Origin of the sequence: Lentibacillus juripiscarius, from assembly GCF_042685205.1 — a bacterium.
GTDB lineage: Bacteria > Bacillota > Bacilli > Bacillales > Amphibacillaceae > Lentibacillus > Lentibacillus juripiscarius.
On record NZ_JBHUNA010000030.1, the window covers coordinates 122,004 to 141,377 of the forward strand.

Consider the following 19,374-nt stretch of genomic DNA (forward strand, 5'->3'; position numbering starts at 1 on the left):
GTGGCTTTTTAGTTTTCTATTTGCGCAGCAGTCACAAGAACTTCGCGCGGTTTGCTGCCGTTTTGCTGTGCGATAATGCCTTGGTTTTCCATAGCATCCATCAGTCTGGCAGCTCGGTTGTAGCCAATTTTGAACTGCCGCTGCAGGAGCGACGTGCTCGCACTGTCATGCTGCACAACAAAATCAATCGCATCCTCAAGCAAGTCATCTGTTTCGTCATCCTTCGTTATCTGAGCCAGCAGCTGATCCTGCTCAAATTGGTATTCCGGCTCAGCAATGGATCGTGCATAGTCGGTCACCCGATCAATTTCATCATCCGAAACAAATGCGCCTTGTATTCGTACACTTTTGCCTGCACCGTTTTCCGTGAACAGCATATCGCCATTACCAAGCAATTTTTCGGCACCGCTGGCATCCAGAATCGTTCTGGAATCGACTTGTGACGACACACTAAAGGCGATGCGAGTCGGAATATTTGCTTTAATCAGGCCTGTAATAACGTCAACGGACGGGCGCTGAGTGGCAAGCAGCAAATGTATGCCACAAGCACGTGCTTTCTGGGCAATCCGGCTAATGGCATCTTCCACGTCCTGTGGTGCAGCCATCATCAAATCGGCAAGTTCGTCAATTACAATGACGATAAACGGCATTCTTTCCTCTTGACGATGTTCCCGGGCCATTTTTTGGTTGAATCGTTTGACGTCCCGGACACCTTCCTGAACAAACTTATCATATCGTTCTTCCATCTCGCCTACCGCCCATTTCAGAGAAGCTGTTGCCGCTTTGACATCCGTAATCACAGGTGATAAAAGGTGCGGAATGCCATTGAACGGTGCCAGTTCAACCATTTTAGGGTCAATCATTAAAAATTTCACTTCGTCATGGTTTGCTTTATACAAAAGGCTGATCAAAATAGCGTTGATACAGACACTTTTACCTGATCCGGTTGCGCCTGCGATTAGCCCGTGCGGCATTTTTTGAATGTCCGTTACTTGCGGCTCCCCCTCAATGCTTAACCCAAGACCGACCGTCAACGAAGATGTGCTCGCTTGAAAAGGTTCCGAATCGAAAATCTCCTGCAGCCCCACTTTTTGTGCATGCTGGTTAGGGATTTCAATCCCAATCGTACTTTTTCCTGGAATTGGTGCTTCCATCCGAATGTCTTTTGCCGCCATATTCAGTTTCAGGTCATCACTCAGGTTTTTAATTTTACTCACTTTTACTCCCGGTTCCGGCTGCACTTCAAACCTTGTTACCGATGGCCCCTGGGTTGTGTGAACCACCTTTGCCCGGACATGGAAATGCTTCAGCGTCTTTTCGAGAAGTTCTTTTTCATTGCTCATCCATGCTTGGTCCTGGGTATTTTTCGGCTCCGGATCATCCAGTAAATGGTATGGAATGGTGCTTGCTTCTGCCGGTTCATCTTTTGGTACAGGTGAACGGACAGGCTCTGGCTTTCTCCGACTTTGTGTCTGTTTCCGTTTATCGTTTGCCGACATCATAACGTTGAATGGCAGTGGTTTTTGACTGTTCGGCTGGTCGTCTTTCTGTCTGCGGTTTTTTTGCCGTTGCGGCTTCGGCTGCCTTGTTTGGTTATCCGGCTCACGTTTTTCTGTTTCCGGTTTAGCTTGTTCTTCCTCCTCCTGATTAGTTTTAAAAGGCAAATCATCACTCGAGACGGCGGTATTTTCTATAACGGCTTCAGATGGTTCCGTTTGTGGTTGTTCCACCGCCGGTTCTGAAGGTACCTCTTCTTCTAGCATTGATGATGAACGCTCACGCTCCTGTTTTCGCTGAAACGCTGGAATTTCGTTATATTCTTCTTCCGATTTGTCACGCTTCTGAAAACCGTAAATCGGTGACGGTACATCACTAGGGGTGAACGGCTCACCATAATCCGGTTTATAAACTTTCCTGTCCTGCTGTGTTTCTTGCTCCGGCTGCTGCTCCGGATTAGCCTTTTCCTTGCTTCCTGATTGTTTTCGGGAAAATGCTGGTTTTTCCGACTCCGAATCATTTGATTCTTTAGAGGAAGCATCAGGGATGACAGGAAAACGGAATGGCTTCCTTGCCGGATATTGGTATGTCATTTTGGTGCGCAATTCCTGTTTGCTGTCGTTCCATTCCACTGGTGCTTCATCTTCTTTATCATCAATTTCCTCAAAAAAAAGGTTGCTGAGTTTCTTTTTCAATCGATCCCACATATGTATCCACTCATTTCTATCAAAATAGCACTGTCTTCAGTTTACCAATTTTTTGTGTCGAATGGGAGGATAAAAAGGGCTGTTTTCTAAAAGATTGTTGTATCCAGAGAATGAAGCCCTGCTGAACAATTTGTATAAACTGCGACACAGCAGACCACTCCGGGCAGTCGCTTTCACCCATAGGGCATAAGCGCGACGTCTTCTCCGACGAACAGGATGTTCCAGGGTCGGCGTTGTCATAGGACTTGACGAATATAGCCGACGTCCTTTTCACAGCGTCTTCTTTACCGCGGGCACGGCTTCAGCCTCCTCGCGGAAAAGCGAAAAAGCTGCAGAAAAGTCCGTGAGAAGGTTTCTCAAGGCCATAAACCACCCAAAAGTGGGCCGAAAAGTCCGTGAGAGGGCTTCTCAAGGCCATAAACCACCCAAAAGTGGGCCGAAAAGTCCGTGAGAGGGCTTCTCAAGGCCATAAACCACCCAAAAGCGGGCCGAAAAGTCCGTGAGAGGGCTTCTCAAGGCCATAAACCACCCAAAAGCGGGCCGAAAAGTCCGTGAGAAAGCTTCTCAAGGCCAAAAGCCACCCAAAAGCGGGCCAAAAAGTCCGAGAGAAAGCTTCTCAAGGCCATAAACCACCCAAAAGCGGGCCGAAAAGTCCGTGAGAGGGCTTCTCAAGGCCATAAACCACCCAAAAGCGGGCCGAAAAGTCCGTGAGAAGGCTTCTCAAGGCCATAAACCACCCAAAAGCGGGCCGAAAAGTCCGTGAGAGGGCTTCTCAAGGCCATAAACCACCCAAAAGCGGGCCGAAAAGTCCGTGAGAGGGCTTCTCAAGGCCATAAACCATCCAAAAGCGGGCCGAAAAGTCCGTGAGAAGGCTTCTCAAGGCCAAAAGCCCGCCCGATAATAACGTGACGTCCTGTCGCATTATCGGCACTAGCACGTCCTTGAAAAAGAAAATCGCTTTTTCTTCGCGCGATGTGTTGCTGTCAAAGCCTTCCCTGTCCTGTGCGTCGTAAATTCCTGATTCGTTCAACTAACATTCAGTCTGGGAGGAAGGGGCAGGCTAAAATCGCGAAGTCCTTGTCGCAACGCCTGCACTAGCACGTACTATGCGTCGAACCCCCCACTTAATGAATTTTCACTTTCTATCTACATCTGTACTGGAAAAACAACCAAGTTTACGAAAGGAGCCATAAAAAAACAACCCTTGTCAAAAAGACGCAGGTTGTTTTTGTTTAAAATTCAAATGGCTGACCTGTTTCATAGGATTCGTCTAGGACATATATGCCTTTTTCCTCAGGGGCACCGGGCAGTCCGAGTTCTTTCTGCGAGCATATCATACCATTGGAAGGCACACCGCGGAGCTCTGTTGCTTTGATTTTCATTCCGCCTGGCATGACAGCTCCAACCTTCGCAACTACGACTTTCTGTCCTGCTTCGACATTTGGTGCCCCGCAAACAATCTGCAGCTGTTCATCCCCTGTATCCACCTGGCAAACACTCAGTTTATCGGCATTTTCATGCTGTTCTTTTTCCTTAACATAGCCAACAACAAACGATGAACTTAAGTCAAAATCAAGCGAATCATGCAGATTATTTTTTGTGAAAGCTTCTTTCAGCTGATGGAGCAATGATTCGTTCATCGCTATTTTGCCGGTAGCGTTCAAATCAACATAGGTGGAAGCAGAAAATAGATTATAGCCCAGTATATCACCTTGTTCATCGGTTATTTTTGTTACATCGCCATAGTTTTCATGTCTGATGGTGTAACGGTCGCCATCTTTTATTGGAATAATGAGTACATCTCCGGCAGCTTTTGGGTTGTAAAAGATATCCATTCGATTCAATCCTTTCTGGTTGTTGCAATTCTATTTATTTTCCGGCCGGTTTTTTGCAAGGATGAAAACCGGTTCCAATGTTTTGTCTTCATAGATGAATGGCAAGGATGTGATTGGTATCCGGCCTTCCGCAAAAAACTTCATCGTCATTTGTGCCAGTATATCGTATCCGGCCTTGTTCTGGATATCCGCAAAAATCAGCACATCCTGGTGGGGAACAGCTACAGCCAATTCCCCCTTCGCATTCGCCAGCATTTCCTCAAGGAACGCTTCATTTAAAATCCTGCTGGCATCGTAGCCATCCTGTTTTGCTACAAAGTAAAAATCATTATCCGCTACAGTATCTTGTTTATAATCATTTGACAGTGACCGCACATTGAACGACGCAATTTCATCAATCCAGCCGTACGACCAGCCTTCCTGCTCCAGCATTGGTTCATCAATAAGCCGATAAGACTTTCCTAGGTCCAAAGCATAAAAAACACGCGTCTCGGCTGTATGCTCTTTAAAAACAAGTTTCGATCCTGCATTCGTTTCTGTCGGGAATGATGTGGCGCGGATAACGGGATAAATTTGCTTTTCCTTGCCTGATAAATCATGCTGTTCATGCATGATTTTCATAGCCTCCTGCACATGTTCCTCCAAATCGTCTAAAGCAGCTTCTCCACGCTCATTATATTTGGCAACAACGTTAGGAAGCGTAATCGTCATCCCCTGTCCCGTATCTTTCCACTCAATACGGAATGTATCTTTATCCCGGTTGTACGATGTTCGGAATTCCGGCTTGGCCAGCCGACCTTCTATCATTTTTTTCATTTTAATGCTGGTCATTTTTGCCATTTGCTGGCACCCCCTTTTAGCCGTTCACTTCTTCTATAAAGGTCATAATTTCTTCCTTCGTTTTCCTGTCCTTGCTTACAAATCGGCCTGCTTCTTCACCATTTTTAAATGCAATAAAGCTGGGTATGCCAAATACGCCATATTCTTGACAGAGATCAATAAACGTATCCCGGTCGATGGAAAGAAATGTCCAAGTGGGATAAGCTGCTTCTATTTCCGGCAATACCGGCTCAATTACCCTGCAGTCCGGGCACCAGTCAGCTGAAAATACAGTAATAACATTTCCATTATGAATATGATGATGGAATTGCTCCACAGATTCAAGTTCTTTCATCTTATCTACCTCCATTGTCCATTACCATCATATCTTTCATTCCAGTTTGATTCAATTATCTTGATGCAGAACTCCGGCTCACAGCAAAAACGGCAGAATGAACATTCATTCCGCCGTTTTGCTGATAGGCTGTTTTCTTTGCCTCATTCGCTTGCCGATTCCCTGTTTTCAAAGGCAATGGATCGGGACATTTTCATCATTGCCTCAGCATCATCTTCCATGCTGCTTTTTGGTGTGTAGGTAGTGATTTTCACCCCGCCCACACCCAACTGCAATTCATACTTGTCTTCTTCATCAGCAGGCATAATCCGGATATAGCCAAATTTATCTTTATCTTCAAAGGTTTCCAGGAGCAAGGCCTCGTCTTCCTTTGCAGCGGCTGCCTTATAGCTCAGTTTGCTTTTCGGTCCTTCCAGTTCATTATAAAAAACGATATAAGTCTGACTTCCATCTTTCAGAATGATATTGCTCGCCTCTTCTTTGTCCACCTCTAATCCAGCAGGTACATACATGGACAATATATCCAGCTCCTGGTTGGCTTCGGCGGCATCGTCTGCATGAAACTGCTTTTCAGCCGCCTCCCCGGCATGCTGAATTGCTTCCTCCTCTGACTGAATCATGCTGCAGCCCGTCAGCACAAGTATACCGAATAAAACAATCATTACTACATATATCCTTCGCAACGTTCTTCCTCCAAGCATAGTACTTTTTCCTCATTACATCATACTACGATTTTAAATTTTGACAAGGAAATATTTTTCCAGCTATACCCTTTTCATTTGCGTTGCCTGTAAAAACAGATAAGATGGAAATAGATACTACTAATGGAGGGGATTTTCATGGAATTGACGGTTTATCTGGCAGGACAAATTCACGATGACTGGCGGGAACAGCTCAAAGCAAAAGTCAGGGAAAAAAAGCTCCCGCTGACATTTGTGGCTCCACAGACAAATCATGAACGTTCCGATGACATCGGTGAGGCCGTACTGGGCAAACAGCCGGGGAATATTTACAGGGATGATGCAGCATCCGCCATTAACAACTTCCGTACAGAAGTACTGCTTCAGAAAGCGGATGTCGTCATTGCCTTGTTCGGGGAAAAATATAAACAGTGGAACACGGCAATGGATGCCAGTGCAGCCATTACCATGAACAAACCAACAATTCTTGTACGACCTGAATCATTGATCCACCCGTTAAAAGAATTATCCAATAAAGCGAATGTCACTGTTGAAACAATCGACCAGGCACTTGATGTTCTGAACTACCTGTACGAATAATCCATATTATTCTTCCAGTCCTGCACCCGGGTACTAAATCCGGATTTAGAGGGGGGCGGCTGCACAAGCCGACCCCCTCCCGCAGGTTTTTACCCTCGCGTCCAATACTCCCACTGCCCATATAACAGCTTAACAACATGTGTGAACATCATTTTCCGTGAAACATGTTTATTCGTAAAGATCCCAATAGCACCTTCATTTTTTCGTACATTTTCCCGCTGTGCATACCTATCCATCACATCGCCAAGTTCTTCACCGGCGATCAATGCATCCTTTATTTCTTCAGGCAGCAGAATCCGCGCCCCGCTTGCTGTAAAAGTGTGACTATCAGCTGTTACGAGTGCACCCCAGTTGCATAAATATAACTCATTACCAACGTACATTGCACCGCCTTCCAGTCCAATGCCAACAGTTCCGGGCAATGCTGTTTCCAGACTGCCTGAAGCTCGGTTGATGGCACCCTGTCTTGTTTCAGAATCAGAAAACGGCTGATCACTGACAAGGGAAGGCGTATCGTTTGCTGTCACATTATCCTGTAGAAAGACTTCCTTAACCGCAGCAATTTTGGTGGGACTTTTTGATCCAACAATTATGTCCATTATGACACCTTACTTCGCTTGAATGGTTTCAACCGTGTTTTTATCCGTCGATTTAACAAGCTTCACCAATAATTCTTTCGCCGCCTGATAATCATCCACATGGATAATCGATGATGACGTGTGAATATAGCGGGAGCATATGCCAACAACTGCTGATGGAATGCCATCATTCTCAATATGAACACTTCCTGCATCCGTACCGCCTTGTGAAACAAAATACTGATACGGAATGTCATTCGACTCAGCCGTATCGAGAATAAACTCCCGCATACCACGATGCGTAATCATTGTCCGGTCAAAAATACGCAATAAAGCACCCTGGCCCAGCTGACCGAATTCCTTATCATCACCGGACATGTCATTCGCAGGAGATGCATCAAGCGCATAGAAGATATCCGGCTGAATCATGTTGGCCGCAACTTTGGCCCCGCGTAAGCCCACTTCTTCCTGCACAGTTGCACCGGAATACAATTTGTTTGGAACTGTTTCTCCCTGCAGTTCTTTCAACAATTCAACCGACAGTCCGCAGCCATACCGGTTGTCCCACGCTTTGGCCAGGATTTTTTTCTCGTTCGCCATTGGTGTAAATGGACAAATCGGAACAACCGACTGGCCTGGCCTTATACCAATCTTCTCAGCATCGGCACGATCATCTGCTCCAATGTCAATCAGCATATCTTTCGTATCCATTGGTTTTTTCCGCTGCTCAGGTGTTAAATTATGTGGTGGTGTCGACCCAATGACACCGATAACCGGTCCCTCATCGGTCATAATCTGTACGCGCTGTGCCAAAAGTACCTGGCTCCACCAGCCACCCAGTGTCTGAAAACGAATCATGCCATTTTTCGTAATTTGGGTGACCATACAGCCTACTTCATCCATGTGGCCCGCAACCATGACCCGCGGCCCGTCGCCATTTTTGACACCAAATACACCGCCCAAATTGTCCTGGATTACCTCGTCTGCATATTTTTCCAGCTCTCCACGCATAAACGTTCGGATAGCGTGTTCATTTCCTGGGGCTCCCTGTAACTCTGTCAGGTTTTTGAACAAATTTTTTGTTTCCTGGTCCATGATGGTTCCTCCTCCGTTTTTTGTATGTATTGAAACAAGTATAACGGAAATACACTGCATCTTTCCACCATCAGCCATTTATTGGTTTCTATTTTGATTTTTTTCCGTTATACTTAAGGATATAATAAGGAAAGCGTTTAAAAAATTTTTTCCGAGGTGATCGTAATATGAAAGCCAGAAACATTGTTATTGCCGCTGCGGCCGGGATTGCAGCAGGATATGTCGTAAAACAGCAGCTTGACCGCAATCAGTCAGTCACACCGGAGAAGGCACTGAAAAAAGCAAAAGAAACGTTTAAAAAGCAAGGGCCAATCAGTGGCTCATGGATTTACATGAAGCCTGAAGAATATGAAAAAAATGGCCTGCTGTACCATGCCTACCGCGGTGGTGTCACACGAAATATGGACGGTGAGAACAAGCAGTACGAGTTCTATATTGACGCTGATACGGGTACCGTTATTGACTCAGCGGAAACAGCTTAATAAATTGTTCGATTGAAAACTCGGCATCCGCCTCATCTTATAGCGGGTGCCGATATTTCTTATAAGGCCATCCAACTTATTCACTTTCTACTCCCACGAAAAAAGCCATCTGCAGCGCAAATGGCTTTTTTCTTTAATCGTATTCATACCGCTCCCGCTCAACTTGATCAATCCGGCTTCCGGTTTCATCAAATTTAATCGCCCGGAAATAGGCGTCATGATAAAACGTATACCACGCCTTGTTCTTATATCCATAATCCATCCATTTTTCTTTCTGGTGGACCGATGTAACCGGATAGTCGTCATAGGCTAAGGCCCACAATTTATTTTGGTGTGCGTTGGTCGGCATGATATCAGCCATATGAATCCATGTGTCATCGCCATCTTCAAACAGCAGTATGGAATGTCCGTCACTATGCCCGCCAGTGTGAATCATTTTTAGTCCGTCCGTGATGGTAAGTTCTTGTTCAAACGGAATGACTTGCTGCTGGATCGGCTTCCAGTTCATTTCCCAATATGTATTGGCTGAGCGGATGTTGGGATTGCGCATTTCATCCCATTCAACCTGGGAAACGTAAATAGCTACGTTTTTAAAGACGGATGTATAGCCATCACCAGCAGGTTTCGTCAGCCCGCATGCATGGTCAAAATGCAAATGGGTCATCAGCATGGCATCGATATCATCTGTGGACAGCCCCAATTCGGCAAGCGACTGATCAATAGACGATTCTTCGCGGACACCGAAATTGCGAATCTGTTTGTCCGTCAGTTTTCCATTGCCCATTCCGGAATCAATCACATAATTCTTTCCATCAAGCTGTACTAAAATCGGATCTGTACGCAACTCAATTTGATTTCTTTCATTATACGGATATTTCTTTCCCCAAAGGGGTTTCGGCACAACCCCAAACATGGCTCCGCCGTCCAGAAAGTTCACACCGCCGTTCAGCCATGTCAGTTTTGCCCGTCCAATCTGCAGTGATTCCACTAGTCACTCCTCCTTTGCCTATATCTCAAGTGTAGCGGATTAACGTTTTATTGTAAACGATTGCAACACATATCAAAAAAGAACCCGGATGTGGGGTTCTAGGTGAATTCAGCTCGGCACCGGTAAATCGGCTGCCCTTTTGCTGAAAATTTTTCTTCGTATTCGGTCATGACATTTTCCGGGACTTCTGCACTGTGCAGGTCCAGATGCACTTCTTTCAGTTTCAGCCCAAACTCGGAAAAACTAACCAGCGAATATTCGAACAGTCCCTGGTTATCCGTTTTAAGGGTGATTTCCCCGCCAGGCTGCAGAATATGCTCATACTGCTCTAAAAATGTATGAAAGGTAAGTCGCCTTTTAGCATGCCGTTTCTTTGGCCACGGGTCGGAAAAGTTCAAATAAATGGCCGAAATTTCATTTTGAGCAAACAGTTCTTTTAAGTCAGCGGCATCCACATGCAATAAACGTGCATTCGTCACTCCGGATTCTTTCAATTTTGCGCCAGCCATGACAATAATGCTTTTAGCCAGTTCAATTCCAATAAAATTAACATCCGGATTTTTTTCGGCCATCCCGGTGATAAACTGACCCTTTCCCGTTCCAATTTCTAAATGAATTGGATGATCATTTCCAAATAATTCTTTCCACCGGCCTTTCCTTTCTTCCGCATCCGTAATAATCAGGCTGGTGTTGTCCCGCAGAAAGTCATCTGCCCACGCTCGATGGCGCTCCCGCATTTCCTAAGTACCTCCTTTTCGATAAGCATAGATATCATGTATTGGTTCAAACTATTTGCTGAGGTGAGTTCAATGACATTGACTGTACACAATCAATTGCAGCTTCTGCACGATATTTTGACAGAACAGACAGAGGATTGCTGTGGCGCCATTTCCGAATACCAGCAGATTAAGCGGCTGGTGCAGTCCATGATGGCCGACAACAGTATTTCAGATGACCAATTGCTGCAGCTTCTTCCTGAAATATACAATTATGGCCGTCAGGGTGAAATTGCCCATAATGATGAAGAACATGTCCGTACCAACCAAACGAACATTGACACATGGGTGAATGCAATCAGCGGACTCAGTCAAGAATAGTCGTGCTGACATGCTCATTCAGCTTCCGCAAGTCGGCCAGTCGTTCATAGGCTTTATTGATTTCAGCCCGCTCATAATGCCAATTAAAATAGAAAAGAGCATCCATAATTAAATACCAGTGGATTCGCTCGGTCAATTGGCTGTCACGGGTGGCTCCATATCGATAAAGCCACTCATTCCAATCCTCCTGCGGTATATACCATTTTAATACGAACCCGAAGTCCATCGCCGGGTCAGCAATCATTGCATTATCCCAATCCACAAGGTAGAGCTGCCCTTTATCGGTTAAAATAACGTTGTGATGATTCAAATCGCAATGGCAGACAACTTTTTGCTGATTACGAGTGACAGGAAGCAGGCGCTGTAAATAGTCAATTGCATCGCGGATTTCTTCATGACGGTCAATTAGTTCATTCTTTTTTAATTGGCTGGTTATTTCATCAAAACGTTCATCCGATGTCACCGGCTTTTTGCCAAGCCGCATGAGCATATGCAGCAATTCTGATGACTTGTGGATTTTCCGCAGCAGCGCGGCAACCCGGTAATGCTGCATTTCTTCCGGCTTCAGTTCCCTTCCCTCAAGCCACTCCTGAGCAGTAATGACATCGCAGTTTTCCATACGCTTTGTCCATACAAGCTTTGGAACAATCCCCTCGGCAGACAGAACTGCAAGGAAGGGTGATGAATTTCTTTTCAGGAAAAGACGCTGCTCGTTCTTTTCCGCAATATAAGCGTCCCCTGTCAGTCCGCCGGCAGGAGTAATATTCCATTCTTTTCCTACTGCTTGTTGAAGCCAATTCACCGCACATACCTCAAATCATTCGAGTTTTCCAATCGTAAACAGACACATAAAATCAGATTATCGAAAATCCGTCTCATTTTCAAGTAAAACATTTTCCCCCTGGATGCATCTATTTTCCCTTGTCCCCCATCGCAAACGCATCTTCATCTTCTTCCCATTCCAGCCGTTTCACCGAAGCAGCTCCTCTACTTCCATTTCATCAACGGGTAATTCGTCGTCCAAAGACAATGGAGTTTACTCCACTGATCCTGTTTCAGCCGCATAAACTGCCCTGGGTAGCGGTACATATTCCACTCATACCTTGAAACATCATCTTCCAGCTTTATCAGCTGCGCCAATTAACTCCCCTCCTCCACCAATTCAAACGTTCGGACAGGTTTATATTTGGGTGATTGACTCGGAAAAATTTGGTATACAATAACCTGATTAACGGAAAATGCATGCTGACCGCTGTATTGTTCTTTCCAGTTTTTCAGGTCCACCTTTCCGCCATTCCATTTCTTCGCCAGTGTGATATGCGGTCTGAACATGCGGTTCTCCTTTTGAAAACCTGCTTTGGCCGCAGCCGTTTCGACAAGCTGATGTAATTGGAGCAACTCTGGTTTCCTTTCCACACCGCCCCATAAAACACGCGGTTTGTCTGGATTACCAAACGTGCCCAGCTCCCCGGCTCGCACCTCAAAAGCAGGTATAGTTTCGATTCGCTTAAGTTCTCCCAAAAGTATATCAAGATCACTTTTTACCGCCGCCCCAAGGAATTTCAGTGTCACGTGGAAATCCTCCCGGTGTGTCCACTGTTTATACGGCAAATGTCCCTTCAACACGGACTGCCTTTCAGTAAAAAATTGTTTAAGCTCTTCTGGCAACGGGACAGCAACGAAATAATGCGGTAAATTCATCGGCACCCCTCATTTTTCTGTTAATTATATCGTATACTTTGTTAAAGAGTTTTCTTAACAAAAAGATTTTTCACTTTTATTGAAATGAAAACAGGTGTAAAATTAACTTACGGCAAAGATTCACGAGCACCACAAGATAATGAAAATCATTAAGGAGTGGTTTTTTGAATCAGACAACATCACGTATGCTGACGCGAGTAAAAGCTGTCTACCTTTACATTAGAGAGAAAGGGACGGTTTCAACCAGGGACATTGCGGATGAATTCGGGACAACCGACCGGACTATTCAGCGTGACTTGAACATCCTGACCTATAATGGACTTGTAGAAAGCCCCATTCGCGGAAAATGGACAATCACAGATAAACCCGTCAATTTGTCCTGAGGGTAGTCCCATCGGATGTTTTCTCCCACAGCAGCGGGTGTTTTAGAATGTTTTCCAGGACGTTCGGCCGTCCCCGTTGTGAAAATACGGCTGGCTGTCAACTGTCAGCTTTGTTTTCACCATTTTGCAGCATTTCCACTTCAGAAACCGTTAGTTCGCGGTACTCACCAGTTTGTAAAGCCGAATCAAGTGTTAGGGTTCCCATCCGAATCCGTTTTAAAAAAATTACTTTTTTACCTGCTGCCTCTACCATTCTTTTCACCTGGTGGTACTTTCCCTCCGTGACTGTTATCTCAACTTCCGACAGTTCTCCTCTCTGCATAATAGTCAGTACTGCCGGTTTGGCCTGATAGCCATCATCCAATACAATTCCATCTGTAAAGCTTTGCTTATCTTCCTCTGTCATCCGCCCCCGGACTTTGGCGTAATACGTTTTCTCTATATCTTTCCTTGGAGAGGTCAGCTGATGGGCCAGCTCACCATCACTGGTAATAAGCAGAAGTCCCTCTGTGTCCTTATCAAGCCTGCCAGCAGGAAACGGGTTAAAAACCTGATATTTAGATGGCAATAGGTCAATGACCGTTCTATCGCGGTCATCAACCGTAGCCGAAACATAGCCTTGTGGTTTGTTCATCATTACATAGATGTGTTTCCGATACTCAACCACTTCCCCATGCACAGCAGTCGTGTCTTTTTCCGGGTCTAGCTGAAAGGCTGTGTTCTTTACTATCTCTCCATTGACAGTTACTTGTTTTTTCTTAATCAGCGCTTTCACGTCTTTTCTGCTTCCATAGCCCATATTTGCCAGCAATTTATCCAGACGCATGCTGTCTGCCTCCTTTATTTACGAAATAAACGATCCAGTATTTTCACGCGGTCCCCCAGCACACGTTCAAGCAATGTAGACTGGTAACTGAACCATAAATAAACACCGCCTCCGATACCAACACCTGCTATGAGCACCAGAACTGCTGACAGCCGGTCCGCTTCATAAGCCAGAAAATGGCCGGATACTGCTTTTACAATCCAAATGGAGACGCACATAATCACAGTAAAAATGCCAATGAGTAAAAAGCGCTTGATTGTTTGCTTATATGGAAATTGGATAGCTTTTCGTATGCGCCATAAATTCAAGGCAACAGCGGTTCCCACAGCAAGCATCGTGCCGAAAATGGATCCCTTCGCACCGAAGACATGAATTAGCTGTATATTGAACAGCACTTTCATCAGCAAGCCACCGCTTAAACTGATCAGGGCAAACCGCTGTTCATTAATGCCCTGTAGAATGGACGCTGTCACTGTAAACATGGCAAACAATAAGCCTGCCGGTGCATACCACCCCAACAATGTCCCGGTAATATTAATATTATCCATGCCATATAGAGAACCATACGCAACATCAGACAGCATGGACAGCCCGGCCACTGCCGGAACGACCAGAACAAGCACAATTTGCAATGCCTGATGGATTTGCTGATTCAGCATCGATTGATTATTTTGTGTAAATGTTTTGGTTAATGCGGGAATAATAGCCATTGACAAGCCCGTCGCAATCGTCACTGGAATAATAATTAGCTTATGGCCGTAAAAATTGATCACCGCATACGCTGTTTCAAATATGTCTTTCTTTCCAATTGCTGTCATTGCGCGCTCAAATGTAAACTGATCAACCAGCTGGTACAGTGGTGTAGCAACCCCAATCAGCACAAACGGACCGGCATACTGGAACAATTCAACGAATAGGCTTTTCATCGGCAAATCGTATGTATACTGCTGCTGGTTTATTTGTGTGTAAATATGCCGTTTGCGCCGCCGCCAGTAAACCCACAGAACGATACACGACGCCAAAGCACCAACAAATGCTGCGAAAGTAGAAAAACCTATCGCAGTGACTGTTTCCCCGTCCAGCAGCACTTTAATAATAAACGTTGCGATTAAAATGAAACTTATCCGGACAATTTGTTCCACAACCTGTGAAACGGCGGTCGGCCCCATGGATTCATACCCCTGGAAAAACCCGCGGACAATGCTCATCGCCGGTATAATCAATAACGCAACACTTACCATTCGGATAACCAGCGTGACATCGGCCGTGCTAATATGACCTGTTTCCTCATTGGTAATCATTTGATCAGCCAGCAAACCTGCACTGAAGAAAAGCGCCAGAAAAGCAATAAAACCTGTTACAGCCATTAACATCATGCCCGCTTTAAACATGCGCATGCCTGTTTCATAATCACCAAGTGCATTATATTTAGAGACAAACTTGGAAACAGCCAATGGCACACCAATAGTCGAAATGCTGATCAGAATATTATAAGGAGTATAGGCAAACTGAAACAACGTTCCGCCCGTTTCCCCAACAAGCCCATGAAACGGGATGACATAAATCATTCCCAAAAATTTCGATAAAAATGTTGCAGCTGTAAGCAGCATCGTTCCTTTGACAATATTCGACATTTTTTCACCTGCATCACTTGTAAATTACATATAACGCTATTTTATCATAGATTATACGGAAAACATCATATAGCACTACAAATTCAAAAGACTCCTCCGGTCGTTTTTTAACAGAATCCATGCTAAAATACAAACGGAAAGGAATGAAGCGAATTGTCTTACGATACAGCAGTGATCGGCGGAGGGCCTTCCGGATTAATGGCATCCATAGCTGCCGCCGAATATGGAGCCAACACAATACTACTCGAAAAAGGTAAAAAGCTCGGGACAAAACTGGCCATTTCCGGTGGGGGACGCTGTAACGTGACGAACCGGCTTCCGGAAGAAGAAGTCATTCGGCATATCCCCGGAAATGGAAAGTTCCTGTACAGTCCATTCTCTGTTTTCAATAATTACGATATCATTTCGTTCTTTGAAAACATGGGCGTTCATTTGAAAGAAGAAGACCACGGAAGAATGTTCCCTGTTTCCAATTCAGCCAAATCAGTAGTGAATGCACTTGTCGGTAAATTGGACGAACTTCATGTCGAAGTCCGAATGAATACACCGGTAAAGGCAATTCATTACGACGAAAACAACCATACCATCATTCTGGATTCCGGGCAAAAAATCCAGGCCAAATCATTGATCATCGCCGTCGGGGGAAAAGCTGTCCCACACACCGGCTCTACCGGTGATGGCTACGCATGGGCAAAAAAAGCCGGTCACACGGTCACAGAATTATATCCGACAGAAGTGGCGCTTACGTCCAATGAAGCATTTATCCAGCAAAAACGCCTGCAGGGATTATCATTACGAAATGTCGCCCTGTCCGTTTTAAATAAAAAAAATAAGCCGATCATTACCCATCAGATGGATATGATTTTTACACACTTTGGCTTTTCTGGACCGGCTGTATTGCGGTGTTCCCAATTTGCCGTAAAAGAGCTTATGAAAGGACGCGAAGCTGTACCAATGCAGCTCGATGTGTTCCCGGACGAATCAGTGGAACAAGTAATACAGTCCATCCTGGCTGAAATCAGCAACAATCCTAAAAAATCAATTCGAAATGTGTTAAAAGGAATGATACCGGAAAGATTTTTAGATTACATGCTGACATCCAATGATATTGGCACAGATCAAAAAGCTGCCAATATCTCCCGCGAGGTAATCCGCAGCCTCGTCCAACAAATGAAAAAATTCCATTTTAACGTCCATGGCTCACTTCCATTGCGTAAAGCATTTGTTACCGGTGGTGGAGTTTCCATTAAAGAAGTCGTTCCAAACACCTTACAGTCAAAAATGATGTATGGGCTTTATTTCTGTGGCGAAATTCTCGATATTCATGGCTATACTGGCGGGTATAACATCACATCTGCATTAGTCACTGGCCGCATTGCTGGGATGAACGCTGCAATAGAGGCTTGTCCCGCTGGCAGTTGATTCCGGGCATTTTTTAAGCTATTTCAGCAATGCTAGGAATGAGGGGACTTCATCAAACGGAAAGGAATGAATGTAATAATGCAGCAAAATAACAATATGTGGCTGCCACTGATTGCTTCTGTCGGTGTCGGAGCGGCAACGTACTACAGTATGACGAGAAATAACAACAACTTTGGACAAGCCATGCAGCAAATGATTCCTGTCGTTTCCCAGATGAACAAAAATAATCAGCCGTTTTAATGATTAGGCCAGGTGTTTGCAGCTTCCAAAAGCGTACCAATTATTGGTGCGCTTTTTTTATGATGAACCGGTAAGAATGACTTTCAGAACTCAGTTTTTCTAACTTAAAAATCACATGTTAGTCACATGGACAGTTAATAAACGTGATATTCATCACACCAGAAACCTGTTTACAGCTGTACCATTGAATCGAATGATAATCTTACTTAGGAGGGCTTTTTATGCCAGAATCTGTTGAAACATTTGATGGATGGTATGCACTTCATGATTTCAGAAATATGGATTGGGAAAAATGGCAGCTAGCAACAGAAAGCGAACAGCAAGCTGCATTAGAAGAATTCAGCACACTGCTGGAGCAATGGCAAGACATTGAAGACGCAAAAAACGGCAGCCATGCACTGTACTCCATTGTCGGACAAAAAGCTGATTTGATGTTCATGGTGCTTCGGCCAAGCATGAAGGACATAAATATATTAGAGAATCAATTCAACAAAACAGCAATGGCTCACTACACTCAGCCTGTCTATTCATATGTATCCATTATTGAAAAGAGCACTTATTCCAAACGGGAAACAGATCCATACAAGGATCCCGCAATGCTGGAGAAATTGTACCCCGTGATTCCTAAATCAGATTATATTTGCTTTTACCCTATGAGCAAATCCCGTGGAGAGATAAACAATTGGTTCACACTTCCAAAAGAAGAACGTGGCCGGATGATGTATGAGCATATTGCCACAAGCAAGCCATATACACAAGATATTAAAAGGATCATTACCGGGTCAATCGGACTTGATGATTACGAATGGGGCGTTTCCTTGTTCTGTGACGACCCGCTCCGGTTTAAAAAGCTCATTTATGATACACGGTTTGACGAGGTAAGCGCCAAGTATGCCATTTTTGGAAGCTTCTATATCGGGCATCTCCTTCCAGCAAACGAGATACATGCATTTTTTAAATAGACCTTCGTTTTTTGCCTTTTGTTCATTCTAAAGAATGCCTGTTTAACAATTTGTCTAAACTGCGACGTAACTGCCTACGTTGATTTCCACTCCGGGCAGTCGCTTTCACCACAGGCATAAGTGCGACACCTGCTCAACCTCACGCTTTTCGCAGTGTCTTCTTTACCGCGGGCACAGCTTCAGCCTCCTACGCGGGAAGGCGCCGCTAAAAGTCCGAGAGAAGGCTTCTCATGGCCAAAAGTCATCCAAAAGCGGGCTAAAAAGTCCAAGAGAAGGCTTCTCAAGACCAAAAGTCACCTAAAAGCGAGCCGAAATGTCCGAGAGTAGGCTTCTCAAGTCCAAAAGCCACCTAAAAGCGAGCCGAAATGTCCGTGAGAGAGCTTCTCAAGGCCAAAACCCACCCAAAATCGGGCCGAAATGTCCGTGAGGGAGCTTCTCAAGGCCAAAAGCCACCTAAAAGCGGGCCGAAATGTCCGTGAGAAGGCTTCTCAAGGCCAAAAGCCACCTAAAAGCGAGCCGAAAAGTCCGTGAGAAGGCTTCTCAAGGCCAAAAGCCATCCAAAAGCGCGCCGAAAAGTCCGTGAGAAGGCTTCTCAAGGCCAAAAGTCACCCAAAAATAGGCCGAAAAGTTCGAGAGAAGGTTTCTTAAAACTAAAAGTCGAGGCCACTGAAAAGGTGCCCCTTTTTTCAAATGTTGATTAATTCAAAGAAAAAATGGGAGACTTTTCACCAAATCAATGGATGAAAATCCCCCCCTTGTGCAAGGAGTGCTGCTTCACCGAAAAACTTGCAACACGACGAGCACAAAGCAAAGCTTCACCGAGTACGCTTCAACCTGCGAGGAGTGCTGCTTCGTCGAAAAACTTGCAACACGACGAGCACCAAGTATTCTGCCGGAGCGTCTCTGAGCACTTAACGGTAATCAGAACAGCACTAATGAAATTTTCAGTGTGTCGTAGCTTATATCAACTACGATGAAAAAACAACGAAGATTACTAAAACAGCCTTTAAATAAGGGTATATCATCCCCGATTTGCCGATTAGCTTGGAAAGGCGGGGTTTCGTCTTTATGCAGCAAAGATTCCAGAATCTTATGGGTGAGCGCTTTTATATGGTTTCAATTCTATTTATTACAGTAAAAATAAATATTTCGTCCTATCGAGAGAAAGTTTCTGTTCATGAAATACTTTATGGGTCAGATTATATGGGGAATAAATTGTTATACTAAAAAAGCCAGTGCACGAAATCTTCGTACACTGGCTTTTGTTTGCCTGGCGGCATCCTACTCTCGCAGGGGCAAGGCCCCAACTACCATCGGCGCTGGAGAGCTTAACTGCTGTGTTCGGCATGGGAACAGGTGTGTCCTCTCCACTATCGCTGCCAGACCTGAATTTGTTAATGGTTTTGCGATCCGCAAGGTTAAGTGAGTAATCAAAGCCACTTCCGTAACCAAGTGATCGGCTGATTTCTTCGT

Annotated in this window: 22 protein-coding genes and 1 rRNA gene; 7 read left to right on the forward strand and 16 right to left on the reverse strand. The window is 44.9% G+C overall.

All coding sequences use genetic code 11. From position 1 onward, the window contains the following. Positions 1 to 8 precede the first annotated feature (8 nt). The 6 genes from ACFSUO_RS13175 to ACFSUO_RS13200 form a co-directional block, all read right to left on the reverse strand. Entirely contained in the window at positions 9 to 2,204 is a 2,196-nt protein-coding gene (locus ACFSUO_RS13175; RefSeq protein ID WP_382394823.1) for a DNA translocase FtsK, read from the reverse strand. A 772-nt stretch (positions 2,205 to 2,976) separates the two neighbouring features. Next, positions 2,977 to 3,234: a hypothetical protein gene (locus ACFSUO_RS13180; protein ID WP_382394825.1), complete on the reverse strand. Its 258-nt coding sequence runs from the start codon at positions 3,232 to 3,234 to the stop codon at positions 2,977 to 2,979. Positions 3,235 to 3,436: 202 nt separating this feature from the next. Then, positions 3,437 to 4,039 carry a YtpR family tRNA-binding protein gene (gene ytpR, locus ACFSUO_RS13185; protein WP_382394827.1) on the reverse strand — a complete coding sequence of 201 codons (603 nt, stop codon included), beginning with the start codon at positions 4,037 to 4,039 and terminating at the stop codon, positions 3,437 to 3,439. Between the two features lie 30 nt (positions 4,040 to 4,069). After that, complete coding sequence (locus ACFSUO_RS13190; protein ID WP_382394829.1) at positions 4,070 to 4,879, reverse strand: DUF1444 domain-containing protein; 810 nt, start codon at positions 4,877 to 4,879, stop codon at positions 4,070 to 4,072. A gap of 16 nt (positions 4,880 to 4,895) precedes the next feature. Next, positions 4,896 to 5,213, reverse strand: a complete 318-nt coding sequence (locus tag ACFSUO_RS13195) for a thioredoxin family protein (protein ID WP_382394831.1) — start codon at positions 5,211 to 5,213, stop codon at positions 4,896 to 4,898. Between the two features lie 143 nt (positions 5,214 to 5,356). Continuing rightward, positions 5,357 to 5,896: a hypothetical protein gene (locus ACFSUO_RS13200; protein WP_382394833.1), complete on the reverse strand. Its 540-nt coding sequence runs from the start codon at positions 5,894 to 5,896 to the stop codon at positions 5,357 to 5,359. Between the two features lie 156 nt (positions 5,897 to 6,052). Here ACFSUO_RS13200 and ACFSUO_RS13205 point away from each other — a divergent pair, with 156 nt between their 5' ends. Next, the gene (locus ACFSUO_RS13205) at positions 6,053 to 6,493 is read left to right on the forward strand and encodes a YtoQ family protein (protein WP_382394835.1); all 441 of its coding nucleotides are present in this window, start codon (positions 6,053 to 6,055) and stop codon (positions 6,491 to 6,493) included. A gap of 89 nt (positions 6,494 to 6,582) precedes the next feature. Here ACFSUO_RS13205 and ACFSUO_RS13210 read toward each other — a convergent pair whose 3' ends face one another. Both ACFSUO_RS13210 and ACFSUO_RS13215 read right to left on the reverse strand, forming a co-directional pair. Further along, positions 6,583 to 7,092, reverse strand: a complete 510-nt coding sequence (locus ACFSUO_RS13210) for a DUF84 family protein (RefSeq protein ID WP_382394837.1) — start codon at positions 7,090 to 7,092, stop codon at positions 6,583 to 6,585. A gap of 9 nt (positions 7,093 to 7,101) precedes the next feature. Continuing rightward, the gene (locus ACFSUO_RS13215) at positions 7,102 to 8,166 is read right to left on the reverse strand and encodes a M42 family metallopeptidase (RefSeq protein WP_382394839.1); all 1,065 of its coding nucleotides are present in this window, start codon (positions 8,164 to 8,166) and stop codon (positions 7,102 to 7,104) included. 167 nt (positions 8,167 to 8,333) lie between these two features. Here ACFSUO_RS13215 and ACFSUO_RS13220 point away from each other — a divergent pair, with 167 nt between their 5' ends. After that, a complete protein-coding gene (locus tag ACFSUO_RS13220; RefSeq protein WP_382394841.1) occupies positions 8,334 to 8,648 on the forward strand; it encodes a PepSY domain-containing protein in 315 nt (104 codons plus the stop codon). A gap of 133 nt (positions 8,649 to 8,781) precedes the next feature. On the opposite strand, the gene ACFSUO_RS13225 is transcribed toward ACFSUO_RS13220, so the two are convergent. Together ACFSUO_RS13225 and trmB are read right to left on the reverse strand one after the other, a co-directional pair. Further along, positions 8,782 to 9,636 carry a YtnP family quorum-quenching lactonase gene (locus ACFSUO_RS13225; protein WP_382394843.1) on the reverse strand — a complete coding sequence of 285 codons (855 nt, stop codon included), beginning with the start codon at positions 9,634 to 9,636 and terminating at the stop codon, positions 8,782 to 8,784. Positions 9,637 to 9,734: 98 nt separating this feature from the next. Further along, positions 9,735 to 10,373 (reverse strand): tRNA (guanosine(46)-N7)-methyltransferase TrmB, encoded by a 639-nt coding sequence (trmB, locus tag ACFSUO_RS13230; RefSeq protein ID WP_382394845.1) that lies wholly within the window; start codon positions 10,371 to 10,373, stop codon positions 9,735 to 9,737. A 72-nt stretch (positions 10,374 to 10,445) separates the two neighbouring features. On the opposite strand from trmB, the gene ACFSUO_RS13235 reads away from it, so the two are divergent. Then, positions 10,446 to 10,733 carry a YtzH-like family protein gene (locus ACFSUO_RS13235; protein WP_382394847.1) on the forward strand — a complete coding sequence of 96 codons (288 nt, stop codon included), beginning with the start codon at positions 10,446 to 10,448 and terminating at the stop codon, positions 10,731 to 10,733. On the opposite strand, the gene ACFSUO_RS13240 is transcribed toward ACFSUO_RS13235, so the two are convergent. The 3 genes from ACFSUO_RS13240 to thpR all read right to left on the reverse strand — a co-directional run bounded on the left by ACFSUO_RS13240 (position 10,720) and on the right by thpR (position 12,434). Then, positions 10,720 to 11,535, reverse strand: coding sequence for a phosphotransferase (locus tag ACFSUO_RS13240; RefSeq protein WP_382394849.1), 816 nt, complete (start codon positions 11,533 to 11,535; stop codon positions 10,720 to 10,722). The two genes, ACFSUO_RS13235 and ACFSUO_RS13240, sit on opposite strands and share 14 nt — an antisense overlap. Before the next feature lie 185 nt (positions 11,536 to 11,720). Then, positions 11,721 to 11,873, reverse strand: a complete 153-nt coding sequence (locus ACFSUO_RS13245) for a hypothetical protein (protein WP_382394851.1) — start codon at positions 11,871 to 11,873, stop codon at positions 11,721 to 11,723. Next, entirely contained in the window at positions 11,874 to 12,434 is a 561-nt protein-coding gene (gene thpR, locus ACFSUO_RS13250; RefSeq protein WP_382394853.1) for an RNA 2',3'-cyclic phosphodiesterase, read from the reverse strand. Positions 12,435 to 12,598: 164 nt separating this feature from the next. Between thpR and ACFSUO_RS13255 the strand changes: the two genes are divergently transcribed. Beyond that, entirely contained in the window at positions 12,599 to 12,817 is a 219-nt protein-coding gene (locus tag ACFSUO_RS13255; RefSeq protein ID WP_382394855.1) for a DeoR family transcriptional regulator, read from the forward strand. 97 nt (positions 12,818 to 12,914) lie between these two features. On the opposite strand, the gene ACFSUO_RS13260 is transcribed toward ACFSUO_RS13255, so the two are convergent. Both ACFSUO_RS13260 and ACFSUO_RS13265 read right to left on the reverse strand, forming a co-directional pair. Beyond that, on the reverse strand, positions 12,915 to 13,643 hold the full coding sequence (locus ACFSUO_RS13260; protein WP_382394857.1) for a pseudouridine synthase: 729 nt from the start codon (positions 13,641 to 13,643) through the stop codon (positions 12,915 to 12,917). A 14-nt stretch (positions 13,644 to 13,657) separates the two neighbouring features. Then, a complete protein-coding gene (locus tag ACFSUO_RS13265; RefSeq protein WP_382394859.1) occupies positions 13,658 to 15,277 on the reverse strand; it encodes a putative polysaccharide biosynthesis protein in 1,620 nt (539 codons plus the stop codon). A gap of 153 nt (positions 15,278 to 15,430) precedes the next feature. On the opposite strand from ACFSUO_RS13265, the gene ACFSUO_RS13270 reads away from it, so the two are divergent. The 3 genes from ACFSUO_RS13270 (at position 15,431) to hemQ (ending at position 17,901) form a co-directional block, all read left to right on the forward strand. Continuing rightward, entirely contained in the window at positions 15,431 to 16,699 is a 1,269-nt protein-coding gene (locus ACFSUO_RS13270; protein WP_382394861.1) for a BaiN/RdsA family NAD(P)/FAD-dependent oxidoreductase, read from the forward strand. Between the two features lie 66 nt (positions 16,700 to 16,765). After that, positions 16,766 to 16,939, forward strand: coding sequence for a hypothetical protein (locus ACFSUO_RS13275; RefSeq protein WP_382394863.1), 174 nt, complete (start codon positions 16,766 to 16,768; stop codon positions 16,937 to 16,939). Between the two features lie 221 nt (positions 16,940 to 17,160). Then, on the forward strand, positions 17,161 to 17,901 hold the full coding sequence (hemQ, locus tag ACFSUO_RS13280; protein ID WP_382394865.1) for a hydrogen peroxide-dependent heme synthase: 741 nt from the start codon (positions 17,161 to 17,163) through the stop codon (positions 17,899 to 17,901). A gap of 1,268 nt (positions 17,902 to 19,169) precedes the next feature. On the opposite strand, the gene rrf is transcribed toward hemQ, so the two are convergent. Beyond that, positions 19,170 to 19,285 (reverse strand): 5S ribosomal RNA (gene rrf / locus ACFSUO_RS13285). Positions 19,286 to 19,374: the final 89 nt, after the last annotated feature.